Origin of the sequence: Candidatus Phytoplasma mali, from assembly GCF_000026205.1 — a bacterium.
Lineage (GTDB): Bacteria > Bacillota_I > Bacilli_A > Acholeplasmatales > Acholeplasmataceae > Phytoplasma > Phytoplasma mali.
The window spans coordinates 365116-379598 of the sequence record NC_011047.1 but is presented as its reverse complement, the minus strand read 5'-3'; the positions used below and the strand labels follow the sequence as shown (position 1 = coordinate 379598).

The 14483-nt window shown below is 22.1% G+C and carries 11 protein-coding genes and 1 tRNA gene; 3 read left to right on the top strand and 9 right to left on the bottom strand.

The features are described from left to right. Window positions 1–32: 32 nt before the first annotated feature. From lon to ATP_RS01620, 4 genes are all read right to left on the bottom strand, one after another. Entirely contained in the window at window positions 33–2369 is a 2337-nt protein-coding gene (gene lon / locus ATP_RS01635; RefSeq protein ID WP_012504446.1) for an endopeptidase La, read from the bottom strand. Window positions 2370–2457: 88 nt separating this feature from the next. Further along, window positions 2458–3771, bottom strand: a complete 1314-nt coding sequence (gene tig, locus ATP_RS01630; RefSeq protein ID WP_012504445.1) for a trigger factor — start codon at window positions 3769–3771, stop codon at window positions 2458–2460. Between the two features lie 206 nt (window positions 3772–3977). Next, window positions 3978–5111, bottom strand: coding sequence for a methionine adenosyltransferase (metK, locus tag ATP_RS01625; protein ID WP_012504444.1), 1134 nt, complete (start codon window positions 5109–5111; stop codon window positions 3978–3980). Between the two features lie 126 nt (window positions 5112–5237). Then, complete coding sequence (locus ATP_RS01620; RefSeq protein WP_012504443.1) at window positions 5238–5495, bottom strand: cold-shock protein; 258 nt, start codon at window positions 5493–5495, stop codon at window positions 5238–5240. A 326-nt stretch (window positions 5496–5821) separates the two neighbouring features. On the opposite strand from ATP_RS01620, the gene acpS reads away from it, so the two are divergent. Both acpS and ATP_RS01610 read left to right on the top strand, forming a co-directional pair. Further along, window positions 5822–6175 carry a holo-ACP synthase gene (gene acpS, locus ATP_RS01615; RefSeq protein WP_012504442.1) on the top strand — a complete coding sequence of 118 codons (354 nt, stop codon included), beginning with the start codon at window positions 5822–5824 and terminating at the stop codon, window positions 6173–6175. Between the two features lie 159 nt (window positions 6176–6334). Beyond that, window positions 6335–6426: transfer RNA gene (locus ATP_RS01610), tRNA-Ser, on the top strand. Window positions 6427–6555: 129 nt separating this feature from the next. Here ATP_RS01610 and ATP_RS01605 read toward each other — a convergent pair. From ATP_RS01605 to lepA, 5 genes are all read right to left on the bottom strand, one after another. Beyond that, on the bottom strand, window positions 6556–7800 hold the full coding sequence (locus ATP_RS01605; protein WP_012504441.1) for an extracellular solute-binding protein: 1245 nt from the start codon (window positions 7798–7800) through the stop codon (window positions 6556–6558). Beyond that, window positions 7797–8588: an ABC transporter permease gene (locus tag ATP_RS01600; protein ID WP_012504440.1), complete on the bottom strand. Its 792-nt coding sequence runs from the start codon at window positions 8586–8588 to the stop codon at window positions 7797–7799. The genes ATP_RS01605 and ATP_RS01600 overlap by 4 nt, the downstream gene beginning before the upstream one ends. A 21-nt stretch (window positions 8589–8609) precedes the next feature. Next, window positions 8610–9413 carry an ABC transporter permease gene (locus tag ATP_RS01595; RefSeq protein ID WP_012504439.1) on the bottom strand — a complete coding sequence of 268 codons (804 nt, stop codon included), beginning with the start codon at window positions 9411–9413 and terminating at the stop codon, window positions 8610–8612. Then, on the bottom strand, window positions 9413–10705 hold the full coding sequence (locus tag ATP_RS01590; RefSeq protein ID WP_012504438.1) for an ABC transporter ATP-binding protein: 1293 nt from the start codon (window positions 10703–10705) through the stop codon (window positions 9413–9415). The genes ATP_RS01595 and ATP_RS01590 overlap by 1 nt, the downstream gene beginning before the upstream one ends. A 231-nt stretch (window positions 10706–10936) precedes the next feature. After that, complete coding sequence (gene lepA / locus ATP_RS01585; RefSeq protein WP_012504437.1) at window positions 10937–12754, bottom strand: translation elongation factor 4; 1818 nt, start codon at window positions 12752–12754, stop codon at window positions 10937–10939. Window positions 12755–13109: 355 nt separating this feature from the next. Here lepA and ATP_RS01580 point away from each other — a divergent pair, with 355 nt between their 5' ends. After that, a complete protein-coding gene (locus tag ATP_RS01580) occupies window positions 13110–14447 on the top strand; it encodes an FAD-dependent oxidoreductase (RefSeq protein WP_012504436.1) in 1338 nt (445 codons plus the stop codon). The last annotated feature ends 36 nt before the right edge of the window (window positions 14448–14483 follow it).

The window sequence follows — 14483 nt, the reverse complement described above, 5'->3', positions numbered from 1 at the left end:
GTAATAATAAAATAATAAAATATAAATTAATATTAAACCAAAGCTTTCATAAAAACATCATTAATATTGTCAACAAGAATAATTTCTAAAACCTTAAGAACTTCTTCCGGAATATCATCAATATCTTTTAAATTATCTTTAGGAATTAAAATAGTGTTCAAACCACTACGATTAGCGGCAATAGCTTTTTCTTTTAAACCACCAATAGGCAAAATCGTTCCATTTAAAGTAATTTCTCCCGTCATACCGATATCTTTACGAATATACCTTTTTTTTACAGCAGAAATAATAGAAGTAGCAATAGTGATGCCTGCAGATGGTCCATCTTTAGGAATAGCGCCTTCTGGTAGATGAATATGAAAATCATTTTGATTAAAAATCTCAAAATCAATTTCGAATTCTTTAGCATGAGATTTTAAAAAACTTAAAGCTGTCATAGCACTTTCTTTAATAACTTGACCTAATTTTCCTGTTAAAATTAATTGCCCTTTACCTTTATAATAAGTTACTTCTACAGGCAATATGTCTCCACCAAAAGAAGTATAAGCTAAACCATTAGCTATTCCAATTTGTTCTTTAATATTAGCTAATGTATGAAAATAAATAGGTTTACCTAAATAAAATTCAATATTTTCTTTATTTATAACAACTTTTTCTTTTTCATTAATTAAAATCTCTTTTACAGTTTTTCTAACTAAATCAGCTAATTTTTTGTTTAATTCTCTAACACCTGCTTCTTTGGTATAATGACGTATTATATGAAATATACTAGAATCATCAATTTCAAATTGTGACTCATTTAAACCATGACTTTTAATTTGTTGTGAAATTAAATGATTTTTAGCAATCATAAACTTATCTTGTTCTGTATAAGAATTTAATTCAACTATTTCTAATCGATCCCTCAAAGGAGCAGAAATATTTTCTAAATAGTTAGCAGTTGTAATAAATAAAACTTGCGATAAATCAAAAGGTTCAGATAAATAATTATCCATAAAAGTTTTATTTTGTTTTGGATCTAAAACTTCCATTAAAGCTGAAGATGGGTCATAACTATTATTAAATACTAATTTATCAATTTCATCTAATAAAAATACTGGATTCATGGTGCCTGCTTCTTTCAAACCATTTAAAATACGTCCTGGCATAGCACCAACATAAGTTTTTCTATGACCTCTAATTTCACTTTCTTCTTTCAAACCGCCAAGTGATTGTTTTACAAATTTACGTCCTAAAGCTTCTGAGATAGAAATAGCCAAAGAAGTTTTCCCCACACCCGGAGGACCAGATAAACAAAGTATAGTTTGAGGATTTTTTTTAGTCATAATTTTTACTGCAGCATATTCAATAATACGTTCTTTAACCTTTTTTAAACCATAATGATTAATATCTAATTTATCTTGAATCTTTTTTAAATCATTAACATCTTTACTAAACTTATTCCAAGGCAAAGCTATTAAAAAATCTAAGTAAGTTCTAATTACAAAATATTCAGCTACCAAAGAAGAAGATGATTGATAGCGTGATAACTCTTGAAAAGCTTTTTCTTTGATTTTAGAAGGCATTTTAGAAATTTTAATTTTATTTCTAAGTTCTTCAATTTCTTCTTCTTTTTTAACTTTTTCGCCTAATTCATTTTGAATAGCACGCATTTTTTCTCTTAAATAAAACTCTTTTTGGTTTTCATCAATACTACGTCTAACCTGATCATTAATTTTTTGTTCAATAGAAATATTAAACATGTAAGAAGCAATATCATTTAAAATGTAAAAAAGTCTTTTATTTAAATTACATTCTTTTAAATATTTATATTTTTGAGATTCATCAATACGCAAACAAAAAATAATTAAATCAGTTAACTTTTCGCTGCTAATTTCTTGTCCAAATTGCTCTAAAAGATTTTTATCTGAATTACCAACTATTTCATTAGAATTATTGCTAATTTCTTCAATAACCATTTTAATTAAAACTTTTTCATCTTTTAAATCACCATATAAAGTTTTAACTTCATTATATTCTACTAAATATAAAGGAGAAGTTTTCACAAATTTTTTAACTTTAATTCTTTTAACAACATGAAACTTAACTTTATAAATATCATTAGAAATTTTGACTTTAGTAATAATTTTTGCTAAAACTCCAAATTTTTCAATATCTAAAATTTTAATCTTATCACTAAAAAAATTCTTTTGTAATAAAACCAAAACATAAGGATAATTATTTTTTTCTGCCAATTTTAACGCTTCAACAGAAAAAGAACGTCCTACCTCAATTCTAAAATCATTGTGTGGAATTGGAACAAGCCCTCTAATAACTACAGCAGGCAATTCATTAGTAATAATTTTTGTTTCTTCTTTATAATTATCCATATTTGTTTACCCCTATCCAAAATAAATTATTAAATTATTATTATAAATAAATAAAAAATAAAAAAAATATATTTCATGCATTAATTTTTTATTTTTTAAGATTTTTTTCAATATCTATTTTAATAATCGCTTTTGATATTATAAAATTAAAAACTTTTTCTTCTAATAAATAATTTTTAATTCTCGAAGAAGAATAATGGTTTTTATTTACTTGAATATTTTTATTATCTACTTTATTTATTTCTTGTTTAATTTGTTCTATTTCTGTTTCAAGTACTGTTAATTTTTCTTTTTCAATAATTTTTTTTAATAATATTTCCCATTTAAATTTATGAAAAATTTTTTCTTCTATATTTTTTTCAAATTTTTTTTTAGATATATTTAAAGAAATAAGATATTGTTCTAAAGTAATTTTTTCTTTCATAATTTTGGTTTTTAAATTTTGTATTTCTTGTTCTTTCATCTTATCTAAAAAATATTTAGAAATATCTACATAAGAATTATTAATTATATGATTTAAAATTTGTTCTTTAAAATATTTTTGTTCTTTAAAATTATTTTCAATTTCTAAATTTTTTTTTATATTTTTTTTCAATTCAAATATATTTTCAATATTTTTAAAGTTCATTTTTTTTACTACTTCATCCGAAAGAACAACTGGTTTTTTAATTTTAATAGCTTTTAAAAAAACATTAAAAATAGCTTTTTGGTTAACTAAATTTTTTACATGATAATCAGAAGGAAAAATAATATGAATTTCTTTTTTTTCTTTAATTTTCATTCCTATCATAGATTCTTCAAATCCAGGAATAAACATACCGCTTCCAATTTCTAAAGAAAAATCTTTAGCTTGATTTCCTTCAAAAGGTTTTTTATTAATAAAGCCTTCAAAGTCAAATATAGCAATATCTCTTAATTCTAAAAACAAATTACTTTTTTTATCTTCAACAATAGATTGTTTTTCTAATAAATGTTTTATTTTGATTTTTATTTCTTCTTCAATATTAAAATTTTTTTTAATTATCTCTAAACCTTTATATTTACATAAATCAATTTTTGGAACTAAATTAACATCTAAACCGAAATTTAAAGGATGTGAAAAATCAAAAGGATATGGTTTTAAATCTATTAATTCAGGTTGACCAATAATTTCTAATTTTTTATCTTTTAAAATTTCTTGATATTTTTGAGTTATCAACTCTTCAAAAACTTTATTATATAAATAATCAGTATTAAAAAATTTTTGAAAAACTTTTATTGGTATATGTCCTTTACGAAAACCTTTAAAACTTATTTTATCTTTTATAAGATTATAATTATCAGACAATTTTTTTTCCAATTCATCAACATTAATACAAAAATAATATATTATACGATAATCACTAATTTTTTTTATTTCCATAATTTTCTCTCTGATATTTGTTATTACGCATTTTGAAATAAGTTTTAATAAAATTAAATTAATTCATATTAGAATATCATAGTAAAAATTTTTGTTAATATACATTAATATTATACAAAATTTTCAGTAAAATATAAAATTTATTCAAAAAAAACATAAATAAAAATAATAGTAAACAATAAATATATAATTTATAAAAATAAAAATTAAAATAATTTTTCAAAAATATTTTTTTTATCTATTTTTTCCCAAGAAAAATTATGTTTATAATTTCCAAAGTGCCCTTCAGAAGCTGTTTGTTGATAAATAGGATTTTGTAAATCTAATTTTTGTATAATTCCTTTAAGTCTTAAATCAAAATTATTTTTAATTGTTTGCAAAATTAATTTTTCAGAAACTTTATTGGTGTTAAAAGTGTTAATATAAATTCCCATCGGATTTTCAATTCCTATAGCATAAGAGATTTGAATTTCACAAATATCACAAATTCCAGAAGCAACAATATTTTTAGCTAAGTATCTTGCCATGTAAGAAGCACTACGGTCAACTTTAGAAGAATCTTTACCACTAAAAGAACCTCCGCCATGACGAGAATAACCACCATAAGTATCTACAATAATTTTTCTGCCTGTTAATCCAGTATCTGCATTAGGCCCACCATTAATAAAAGATCCTGCAGGATTAATGTAATAATTTGTTTTAGAATTAATAAAATTATTATCTATAACCGGCATTATCACTTCTTTTTTAATAGCATCAACTAAAATTTTTCTATCAATATTAGCCTCATGTTGAGAAGAAATAACTATTGAATCAATATATAATGGATTATTATTAAAATCATATACCATAGTGATTTGAGTTTTTCCATCTGGTCGTAAAAAAGGGAGAATTTTATTTTCTCTAACTTCTGTCAATCTTAAAGAAAGTTTTTTTGATAAATCAAAACCTAAAGGTAAAAAGGAAAGTGTTTCATTAGTGGCATAACCAAACATTAAACCTTGATCTCCTGGTACATTTTTATCAACAACTAAAGAAATTTCTTTCGATTGAGAATGAATTTTATTGATAATTTTTAAATCTTGATAAGAAAAATTTTCTTCTCTTCTATCATAACCTATCGAACGAACAATTTTTTTAATAATATTATTATAATCAATAAAAATATTCGGTTCAACTTCACCTAAAATAAAAACTGTTTTGGCAGTTACAATAGTTTCTATAGCAACTCTAGCATCTTTTTTCTGTTCTAAAAAAGCATCTAATAAAGCATCAGAAATCTGATCTGCTACTTTATCTGGATGACCTTTAGTAACTGATTCACTAGTAAATTTTTGCATTTTAACACCGCTTAATTTTTTAATTTGAATATTTTTAAAAAATTATTTACAAATAATAAATTATAAATTAAAAAAAAACTTGTTTTTTCAAGTTTTTTTTAATTAAAATAATTGTAAATAATTTTATTATTTTATTGATTGTTTTGTAAAACGAACAATTTCGATAGCTTGTGGTCCTTTTTCTCCTTGAACAAGAGTAAATTCAACCTCTTCGCCTTCATCTAAAGATCTAAAACCTTCACATTTAATGTCAGTTTGATGAAAAAAGATGTCTTGAGAATCACTATCTAATTTTTGTAAAAATCCAAAACCTTTATCTTTATTGAACCATCTACAAACACCTTTGATCTTTTCTGTACAATGTTTTGTTTCTTTTTCTGACATAGTAAAATATATACTCCTTTAATTTTAACATTTTCGGTTTAATACAACCTAAATATATTATAACTAATTTATTTAAAATTTCAAGATATTTAAAATATAAATTTTAAAAACATTTAAATTCCATAAATATTAGAATAAAAAATAAAATATTCAATTATTTTATATTCACAAAAATCAAATAAATTTAATAATTAAAATATTATAAAATAAAAAAACTTTGATAAAATAAAAGTTAATATATTTGCATCAATTTTATTAAAAAAATATTTTAATAAAATTAATAACTAATGAAAAAATAAAAATTATTTTAAAAAAGAAAGAAAATAATGAAAATAGAAAATATTGGCATAGATATTATAGAGATTAAAAAAATTGAAAAAATAGGAATAGAAAAAATATCTAAAAGAATTTTATCACCAGAAGAATATAATATATTTTTAAATATAAAAAATATTAAAAGAAAATTAAGTTTTGTTGCTGGTAGATGGGCAGTCAAAGAAGCTATTTTTAAAACTGCATATACTAGTAAAAATAAAAAAATTAATTTTTGTTCTTACACGATTTTAAATAATGAATTAGGAAAACCTTATGTCAAAAATTTAGATACAAAAAACATTATGATTTCTATTTCACATAGCGAAAAATATGCCATAGCATTGGCAATTTTAACAACCTTATAAATTAAAAAATAAATTTGATTTGACTTTATTATAAAATTATAATAAAATTAATTGTTATTAAAATATAAAAAGTTATTTTTTTGAAATAGGAAATAGAATTTTTCATTTTTTAAATTTTTTAAGTAAAATTTTAAATAAAATAAAAAAGTGTAATCAATTGGAGTAGTACTCAAGTGGTTGTAAGAGGCGTCTCTGCTAAGGACGTAGTCCGAGTAATCGGTGCAAGGGTTCGAATCCCTTCTGCTCCGCCACAAATTTTAAATTTAATAAATTTTTTAATAAAATTAAATTATTAAAATTATAAAAAAATTTATTAAGTAATAAAATTATTGAAATTTTGAACTTTTTATAAAAATTAAATCATTATTTTAAAATAATATTTATTTTAAATAAAGATTTAATTTTTTTTTAGAATAAGAAAAAAATAAATTAAATAATAATATAAAAATAATTATAAAAAAACTAAAAATAAATAACCATTTATCACTTTCAATAGATGCGGAATAAATTTCATACCAAGCATCAAAAATTTTTTTATTTAATTCTTTATCATAATTATATATTATATATTGTTTGTTATTCAAATTTTTATTAAAACCGTCACTCATAGTTTTAATATTTGGTACATCTTCAGAATAAGGAGAATCATATTTAATATAATTATAATTTTGTTGTAATTTATCTTTATTAAATAAAAAATTAATAAATTTATAAGCTCCTTTTTTATTAGCATCTTTAGGAATAATAATACCATCAATCCAAATATTAGTTCCCTTATTTGTTTCATCCTCATGATCAAAGGTATAGTAACTTAAATTATCATTTTGATCCATTAAAAAAGCAGCATCACCAGAATAAACTAATGATATATCATAACGTTCATTATTTTTTTCTTTCATATTATCTAATATTTGATCTGTAACAAAAGAAAGTTGAGAATTTGTTTTTTTTAATTCTACTAACCATTCTTTAGCTTTTTTAATCTGTTCATCTGAAGGTTTTTCTATATTATCACAATCAGTCGCTTTTAAACCTATAAATAAAACATCTTTAGGATTATTGTATAAAGATATTTTTATCTTAGGATTTTTTAATATGCTTTTCCATTCATCAATTTTCATATTCATATTTTCAATAATTTTTTTGTTATATAATAAACCAACATTCCCCCAAACATAAGGGATTGCATAAAAATCCTTGTTTTGATCCACTTTATTATCATTATTATAAAAAATTTCTTTAAAAGTAGTGCTATTTCTTAAAATCTTTGATAAAGAATTGTTTAAAATTGGTTTGGATTCATCAAACAACCCACCAGGACCTAAAGATAATTTTGTAAGATAATCATCCTTTTTTAATTTTTCTATAGCATATTCACTTAAAATAACAATATCATAAATATTTCCTGTTTTAATTTTATTTATTGCTAACTCGTTGGAAACAAAAAAACTTTGCTTAATTTCAAAATCTGGATCTTGTTGATTAAATTCTTCAATAATTCCATTATCAATAAATTCCCCCCAATTAAATAAAGTTATAATTTCTTTATGTCTTTTAGTTGGATAATAAAAAAATAATACAATTAAAACAATAACTAAAGAAATCAAAAATATAATTTTTTTCATTTAAAAATAGATTCTTTTCTTAATTTTAGATAATTAATAAAAATTTTAAAAAATATAAATAAAATCAAAATAGATGATAATGCGTTAATAGCAGGATTAATAGTTCCCTTTAAACTATAAATATAAGAAGAAATATTTTGATAATCAGATCCCCCTACAAAATAAGATATAATAAAATCATCAAATGATAAAGCAAAAGCTAAACTAGCACCAGCTAAAATAACACTTTTTAATTGTGGTAAAACAACCCTGATTAAAGTTTGTAAAGGGTTGGCTCCTAAATCATAAGCAGCTTCAAATAAATTTATTTCAAAATTATTACATTTAGGAAAAATAGTAGCTAAAACATAAGGAACACTAAATGAAATATGAGCAAAAAGCATTCTTAAAAATCCGTTTTCTAATCTAATAAAACCAAAAAAAACAAATAAAGCTAAAGCAATAATTATTTCTGGAATAACAAAAGAAATTTGATTTAAATTTAAAATAAAATGTTGCCATTTTAATTTATTTTGAGCTAAAGAAATTGCTGCTAACGTACCTATAATAGTCGAAATAAAAGTAGAAAAAATGGCAATTTTAAAAGTAACGATAATGGAATTTCTAATAGCAGAATTACTAAAAATTTTACCATACCATCGAAAACCAAAACGTTCCCAATTTACTAAAGAAGCAATTCTACCTTCTGTTTGATTAAAAGAAAAAATTACTAAAGATAAAATAGGAATGTAAATAAATAATAATATTAAATTTAAATAAAAATAATCTAAAAAATTTTTTTTAAACATAATTTTAACAATACCTTTAAATTATTTTCTTTTTTTACAAAAAATAAAAACCAATAACACTAATAAAATTAAATTAACTGCAATAGAACAAACACTTTGAATATCTCCAATTAAAAGGGTTTGATTTTCTATCAATTCAGAAATCATAGGAATAGTAGAATGACCAAGATATTTAGAAACCACAATATTAGTTACCACTTGAAAAGAAACTAAAATACACCCTATAAAAGACTCGTTGAAAGATAGAGGAAAAATAATTTTTTTAAAAACTTGTGTTTCATTAGCACCAAGATCTTTAGCAACATTAATTAAATGAGGATCTATGGAAATAATGCTTAAATAAATAGGCAAAAACATATAAGGTAAAAATAAATAAATAAAACCAATAAACATGGATAAATTAGTTTCTAAAATTATAACATGAAAAATTTTTTCTAAAAAACTAAAAATTTGAACTAATGCTTGTGTTTTTAAAATCATGTTAATCCAAATCATACCATTAATTAATAAAACTAAAATCCCTTGTGTTAAAGGATTAAATTTAGAAACAATATAACCCAAAGGATAAGATATGATAAAAAGCAAAAAAACAGTAATAATAGATATCGATAATGATCTCAATAAAATATAAAAAAAAGAAAAATTAGTAAAAAGAGAATGATAATATTTTAAAGTAAAAGTAGTATGGACAAAACCTTCATTATTAGTTTCTTGAAAAGAATTTAAAATAACAAAAAAAATAGGCAACAAAATAAAAAATATTAAAACTAAATAATAAGGGATTAATGATATTTTATATAAATAATTTTTTTTTCTATAAACCATTACCACACTTCCATAACATGTAAATCTTCGGGATTAAAAAAAAGCCCAACAAAACTATTAAATTTAAAATAATCTGTGGTGTGAATAATATATACTCTATAAGAAGTTTCTACATTAATTTCCCAATGAATTCCCTTAAAAGCTACTAAGATAACTTTACCAGTTATTAAACCTTTTTCTTCTTTTACAATATCAATATCTTCAGGCCTAATAACAATATCAACTTTTTCATTTTTTTTAAAACCATGATCAATACATTTAAATTCGCGATTATCAAAAAATACTAAATAATCATCTTTCATTATTCCAGAAATTAAATTTGATTCTCCTATGAATTTAGCAACAAAATTATTAGTCGGTTCATTATAAATATCTTCTGGAGTTCCTATTTGCTGTACTTCACCTTGGTGCATAACTAATATTTTATCACTCATAGTTAAGGCTTCTTCTTGATCATGTGTAACAAAAATAAAAGTAATTCCTGAATTTCTTTGAATTTCTTTTAATTCATATTGCATTTCTTGTCTTAATTTTAAATCTAAAGCTGCTAAAGGTTCATCTAGTAATAATACTTTTGGTTCATTAATTAAAGCTCTTGCTATAGCTACTCTTTGTTGTTGCCCACCTGATAATTGATTAATATTTCGATTTTCAAAACCTTCTAAACCCACAATTTTTAAATATTTAAACACTTTTTGACGAATTAATTTTTCAATATCTTTTTTATCTAAAATATTATCATACATTTTATTTAATTCAAAATTAAAATTATTTTTAAAATTAGTGATTTCTATTTTTAATTTTTGTTTTAATTGCTTAATGTTAAATTTAATTTTATCTTTATTATGAATAGTAAAATATTTTAAAATATTTGATAACTCTTGAATTTTGATTTGATAAATTTGTTTTAAATTATATATTTCTTGTTTATTATCATTTTTAAAAATTTTTATTTTTTGTTTAATAGATAAATTAAAATCTTTAATTCTTAAACCAAAGGCAATATTTTCAAAAACATTTAAATGAGGAAATAAAGAATATTTTTGAAAAACAGTGTTAACTGGTCTTTTATGAGCAGGTATTTGCAAAATACTTTTACCTTCGAATAAAAGATCACCATTATTAGGAGCTTCAAATCCTCCAATAATTTTTAAAATAGTAGTTTTACCACAACCCGAAGGACCCAATAAAGTAACAAACTCATTAGTTTTAATTTCGAGACTAATACCTCTTAAAACTAATTGTTCATCAATTGTTTTAGTTATATCTTTTAATTCAATCAAATTAGCCATAAATTCAGTTTCTTCCTAAAAAATATTAATATAAATAAAATAATTATTAAATTTTTTTAAAAATTTTTTAATAAATAAAAATAATTAAGTAATATATAATAAAACAAATAATATTCATTTAATCAAAAATATTCTATATTTTTTCTATATTTTTAAAAATATCCAATTAAAAAAAGTATCCGAAAATAAATAATAATTTATTAAATTTAAATAATTAAATTGATCAAATTATTATTCAGTAGAAAGAATAGCTAAAAAAGCTTTTTGTGGTAATTTCACTTTTCCTAAATTTTTCATTTTCTTTTTACCTTCTTTTTGTTTAGATAATAATTTTTTTTTTCTACTAACATCTCCACCATAACATTTAGAAATAACATCTTTACGCATAGATTTAATGTTTTCTCTTACAATAACTCGTTTTCCAATTGCTACTTGAATAGGAACTTCAAACATTTGTTTAGGAATACATTCTATTAATTTAGAACAAATTACTTTACCTCTAGAATAAGCAAAATCTTTATGAATAATAATAGAAAGAGCATCAATAACTTCTCCATTTAGTAAAATATCCATTTTTTGTAACGATGAAGAACGATAACTATCTATTTCATATTCAAAAGAAGCATAACCTTTAGTAACAGATTTTAGTTTATCAAAATAATTATACATAATTTCAGAAAGTGGAAAAAAATAAATTATCATAGCTATATTTTTATCTAAATAACTAATATCTTTTAATTGTCCTCTTTTACTTTGTGAAAGAGTCATAACAGTTCCAATATAAATTTGTGGACAAATTATAGTTGCTTTTATGAAAGGTTCTTCTACTCTTTCAATTATTTGAGTATTAGGCCATTTAGAAGGATTATCAACTAAAATTTTGGTACCTTTTTTAGTATAAACATGATAAATTACAGAAGGAGCAGTAGTGATAGCTTCTATATCAAATTCTCTGCTAATCCTTTCTTGAATAATCTCCATATGTAAAAGGCCTAAAAAACCTATTCTAAAGCCCAATCCTAAAGCAACAGAAGTTTCGGGTTCAAATGTTAAAGAAGCATCGTTTAACTTCAATTTTTCTAAAGCTGATTTTAAAGTTTCATATTTACTACAAGTAATCGGATAAAGACCACAAAATACAACCGGTTGAATTTTACGATAACCAGGTAAACGTTGTTTAGTAGGATTTTTATGATTAGTAATAGTATCACCAACCCTAACTTTATCAATATTTTTAATAGAAGCAGATAAATAACCTACTTCTCCTACAAATAAAAATGGTTTGGGAGTTTGAAATGGACTATAAACTCCAACTTCTGAAACTTCATAAACTTCGTTATTAGACATAAAACGAATTTGATCACCTTTTTGAATCTTGCCGCTAAAAACTCTAATTAAAGAAACAACACCTTTGTAAGGATCAAAAAAAGAATCAAAAACTAAAGATTGAAAAGGTTCATTAATATCTCCTCTAGGCGATGGAATATTAGAAACAACTTTTTCTAAAATTTCAGTAACTCCTACACCAGTTTTACCGCTAACTAAAATAGTATTTTCTGGTTCAATACCTAAAGTATCTTTAATCTCTCTTCGAACTTTATTAACATCAGCATTTGGTAAATCAATTTTATTAATTACAGGAATTATTAATAAATTATTTTCTATAGCTAAATAAAAATTAGTTAAAGTTTGTGCTTGGATGCCTTGGGTTGCATCAATAACTAAAATAACCCCTTCGCAGGCAGCAAGAGCACGAGAAACTTCATAATTAAAATCTACATGTCCAGGTGTATCAATTAAATGCATAATATACTCATCACCTTTTTTATCATTAAAAATAATTTGAACAGCATTTAATTTAATAGTAATACCACGTTCTTTTTCTAAATCCATAGAATCTAAAAATTGTTTTTGCATAAGTCTTTTTTCAACTGTATTAGTAATTTCTAAAATTCTATCAGCTAAAGTTGATTTTCCATGATCAACATGAGCAATAATAGAAAAATTTCTAATTCTTTTTTGTTTATTGTTTATTTTTTTTATTTGCATTTTTAAACACCGTATAAAATAATTTAATATTTAAAATATTAAATTAAGTTTATTATAAAATAATAATAAAAGTTTTACATTATTATAACAATAAAAATTATTTAAATAAATAGATTTATATATTTATAATCAAAAATTAAAATTTTTAAAAAATATATAAAAAAAATTGAAAATATTTTAAAAAATACTTGAATATAAATTGATATAAGTTTAAAATAATAATGTTAGATATAATAGTGTTAAATATGTTTTAAATACATTATAAAAATAAAAATATATTATAATGTAAATGAGCTGAATATATATAAGTATGCATAAAAAAATAAATGAATGTTGAAAGGGGTTTTCTTATAAAATGAAGGTAATTATAATTGGTTGTACTCATGCAGGAACAGCAGCAGTGAAAACTATTAAAAAAAACAATCCTCAAGCAAAATTAACCATTTACGATAAAAATGATAATATTTCATTTCTTTCTTGTGGTATAGCTTTATATATAGAAGGAGTTGTTAAAGATAAAAATGGTTTATTTTATTCTAATAAAGATGAACTTTTAAATATGGGTGCAGAAATCAAATTAAAACATGAAATTATCGATATAAATTTAAAACAAAAACAAGTTTTAGTTAAAGACTTAGAAACAAACAAGGAATTTATTGACAATTTTGATAAATTAGTTTTAGCTTTAGGTTCTTGGCCTATCATACCACAATTAGAAGGAATTAAATCAAAAAATGTTTTATTATCTAAAAATTTTAATCACGCAAATAATATTATAAAATATATTAAAAATATTAATAAAATCACAATAGTTGGAGCTGGATACATTGGCATTGAATTAGCAGAAGCTTTAGCAGTACAAGGTAAAAAAATAGTTTTAATAGATGCAGAAAAAAGAATTATGCCTAAATATTTAGATAAAGAATTTACTGATATAGCTGAAAAAACACTAAAAGATCATGGTATTCATTTAGCTTTAAATCAAAAAATTACCGGTTTTGATGTTGAAGGAGAATTGATAACTAAAGTTCATACTGAAAAATCAACTTTTGAAACTGAAATGTTAATTATGTGTATTGGCTTCAGACCAGATACAAATTTAATAAAAGATAAAATAAAAGTTTCAGAAAATGGAGCTATATTAATTAATGAATTCATGGTAACTTCCCATCCAGATGTTTATGCATGTGGTGATTGTATAAATAGTTATTATAACCCCACAAAAGAACCCAAATACATTCCTTTAGCAACAAACGCTATTAGAACAGGAATGATTGTAGGTTTAAATATTAAAACCCCAAAATTTAAATATTTAGGAACTCAAGGAACAAGCGGTATTAAAATTTATGATTGGCATATTGCTTCTACCGGTTTAAATGAAAATGTAGCTAAAAAATTAGGGAATAATTATGATTCTGTAATTATTAAAGATGCTAATAGACCTGAATTTATGCCTAAATATGATGCAGTTATATTAAAAATAATATTCGATAAAATTTCTCGTAAAATTTTAGGTGGCCAAATTATTTCTAAAACAGATTTAACAGAAAAAATAAATACTTTAAGTGTTTGTATTCAAAAAAACATGACTGTTGAAGAATTATCATTAGTAGATTTCTTCTTTCAACCACATTTCAATAAACCTTTAAGTATATTAAATTTAGCAGGCTTGAAAGCTTTAAATATTAAATAATAACTACTTAAAATAAAAAATATATTCTAATTAATA

Bases quoted from the DNA above. Each gene is read 5' to 3' on its own strand.
- ATP_RS01605 (WP_012504441.1), bottom strand. From the start codon at position 7,800: ATGAAAAAAATTATATTTTTGATTTCTTTAGTTATTGTTTTAATTGTA.
- ATP_RS01595 (WP_012504439.1), bottom strand. From the start codon at position 9,413: ATGGTTTATAGAAAAAAAAATTATTTATATAAAATATCATTAATCCCT.
- tig (WP_012504445.1), bottom strand. From the start codon at position 3,771: ATGGAAATAAAAAAAATTAGTGATTATCGTATAATATATTATTTTTGT.
- ATP_RS01590 (WP_012504438.1), bottom strand. From the start codon at position 10,705: ATGGCTAATTTGATTGAATTAAAAGATATAACTAAAACAATTGATGAA.
- ATP_RS01620 (WP_012504443.1), bottom strand. From the start codon at position 5,495: ATGTCAGAAAAAGAAACAAAACATTGTACAGAAAAGATCAAAGGTGTT.
- acpS (WP_012504442.1), top strand. From the start codon at position 5,822: ATGAAAATAGAAAATATTGGCATAGATATTATAGAGATTAAAAAAATT.
- ATP_RS01580 (WP_012504436.1), top strand. From the start codon at position 13,110: ATGAAGGTAATTATAATTGGTTGTACTCATGCAGGAACAGCAGCAGTG.
- metK (WP_012504444.1), bottom strand. From the start codon at position 5,111: ATGCAAAAATTTACTAGTGAATCAGTTACTAAAGGTCATCCAGATAAA.
- ATP_RS01600 (WP_012504440.1), bottom strand. From the start codon at position 8,588: ATGTTTAAAAAAAATTTTTTAGATTATTTTTATTTAAATTTAATATTA.
- lon (WP_012504446.1), bottom strand. From the start codon at position 2,369: ATGGATAATTATAAAGAAGAAACAAAAATTATTACTAATGAATTGCCT.
- lepA (WP_012504437.1), bottom strand. From the start codon at position 12,754: ATGCAAATAAAAAAAATAAACAATAAACAAAAAAGAATTAGAAATTTT.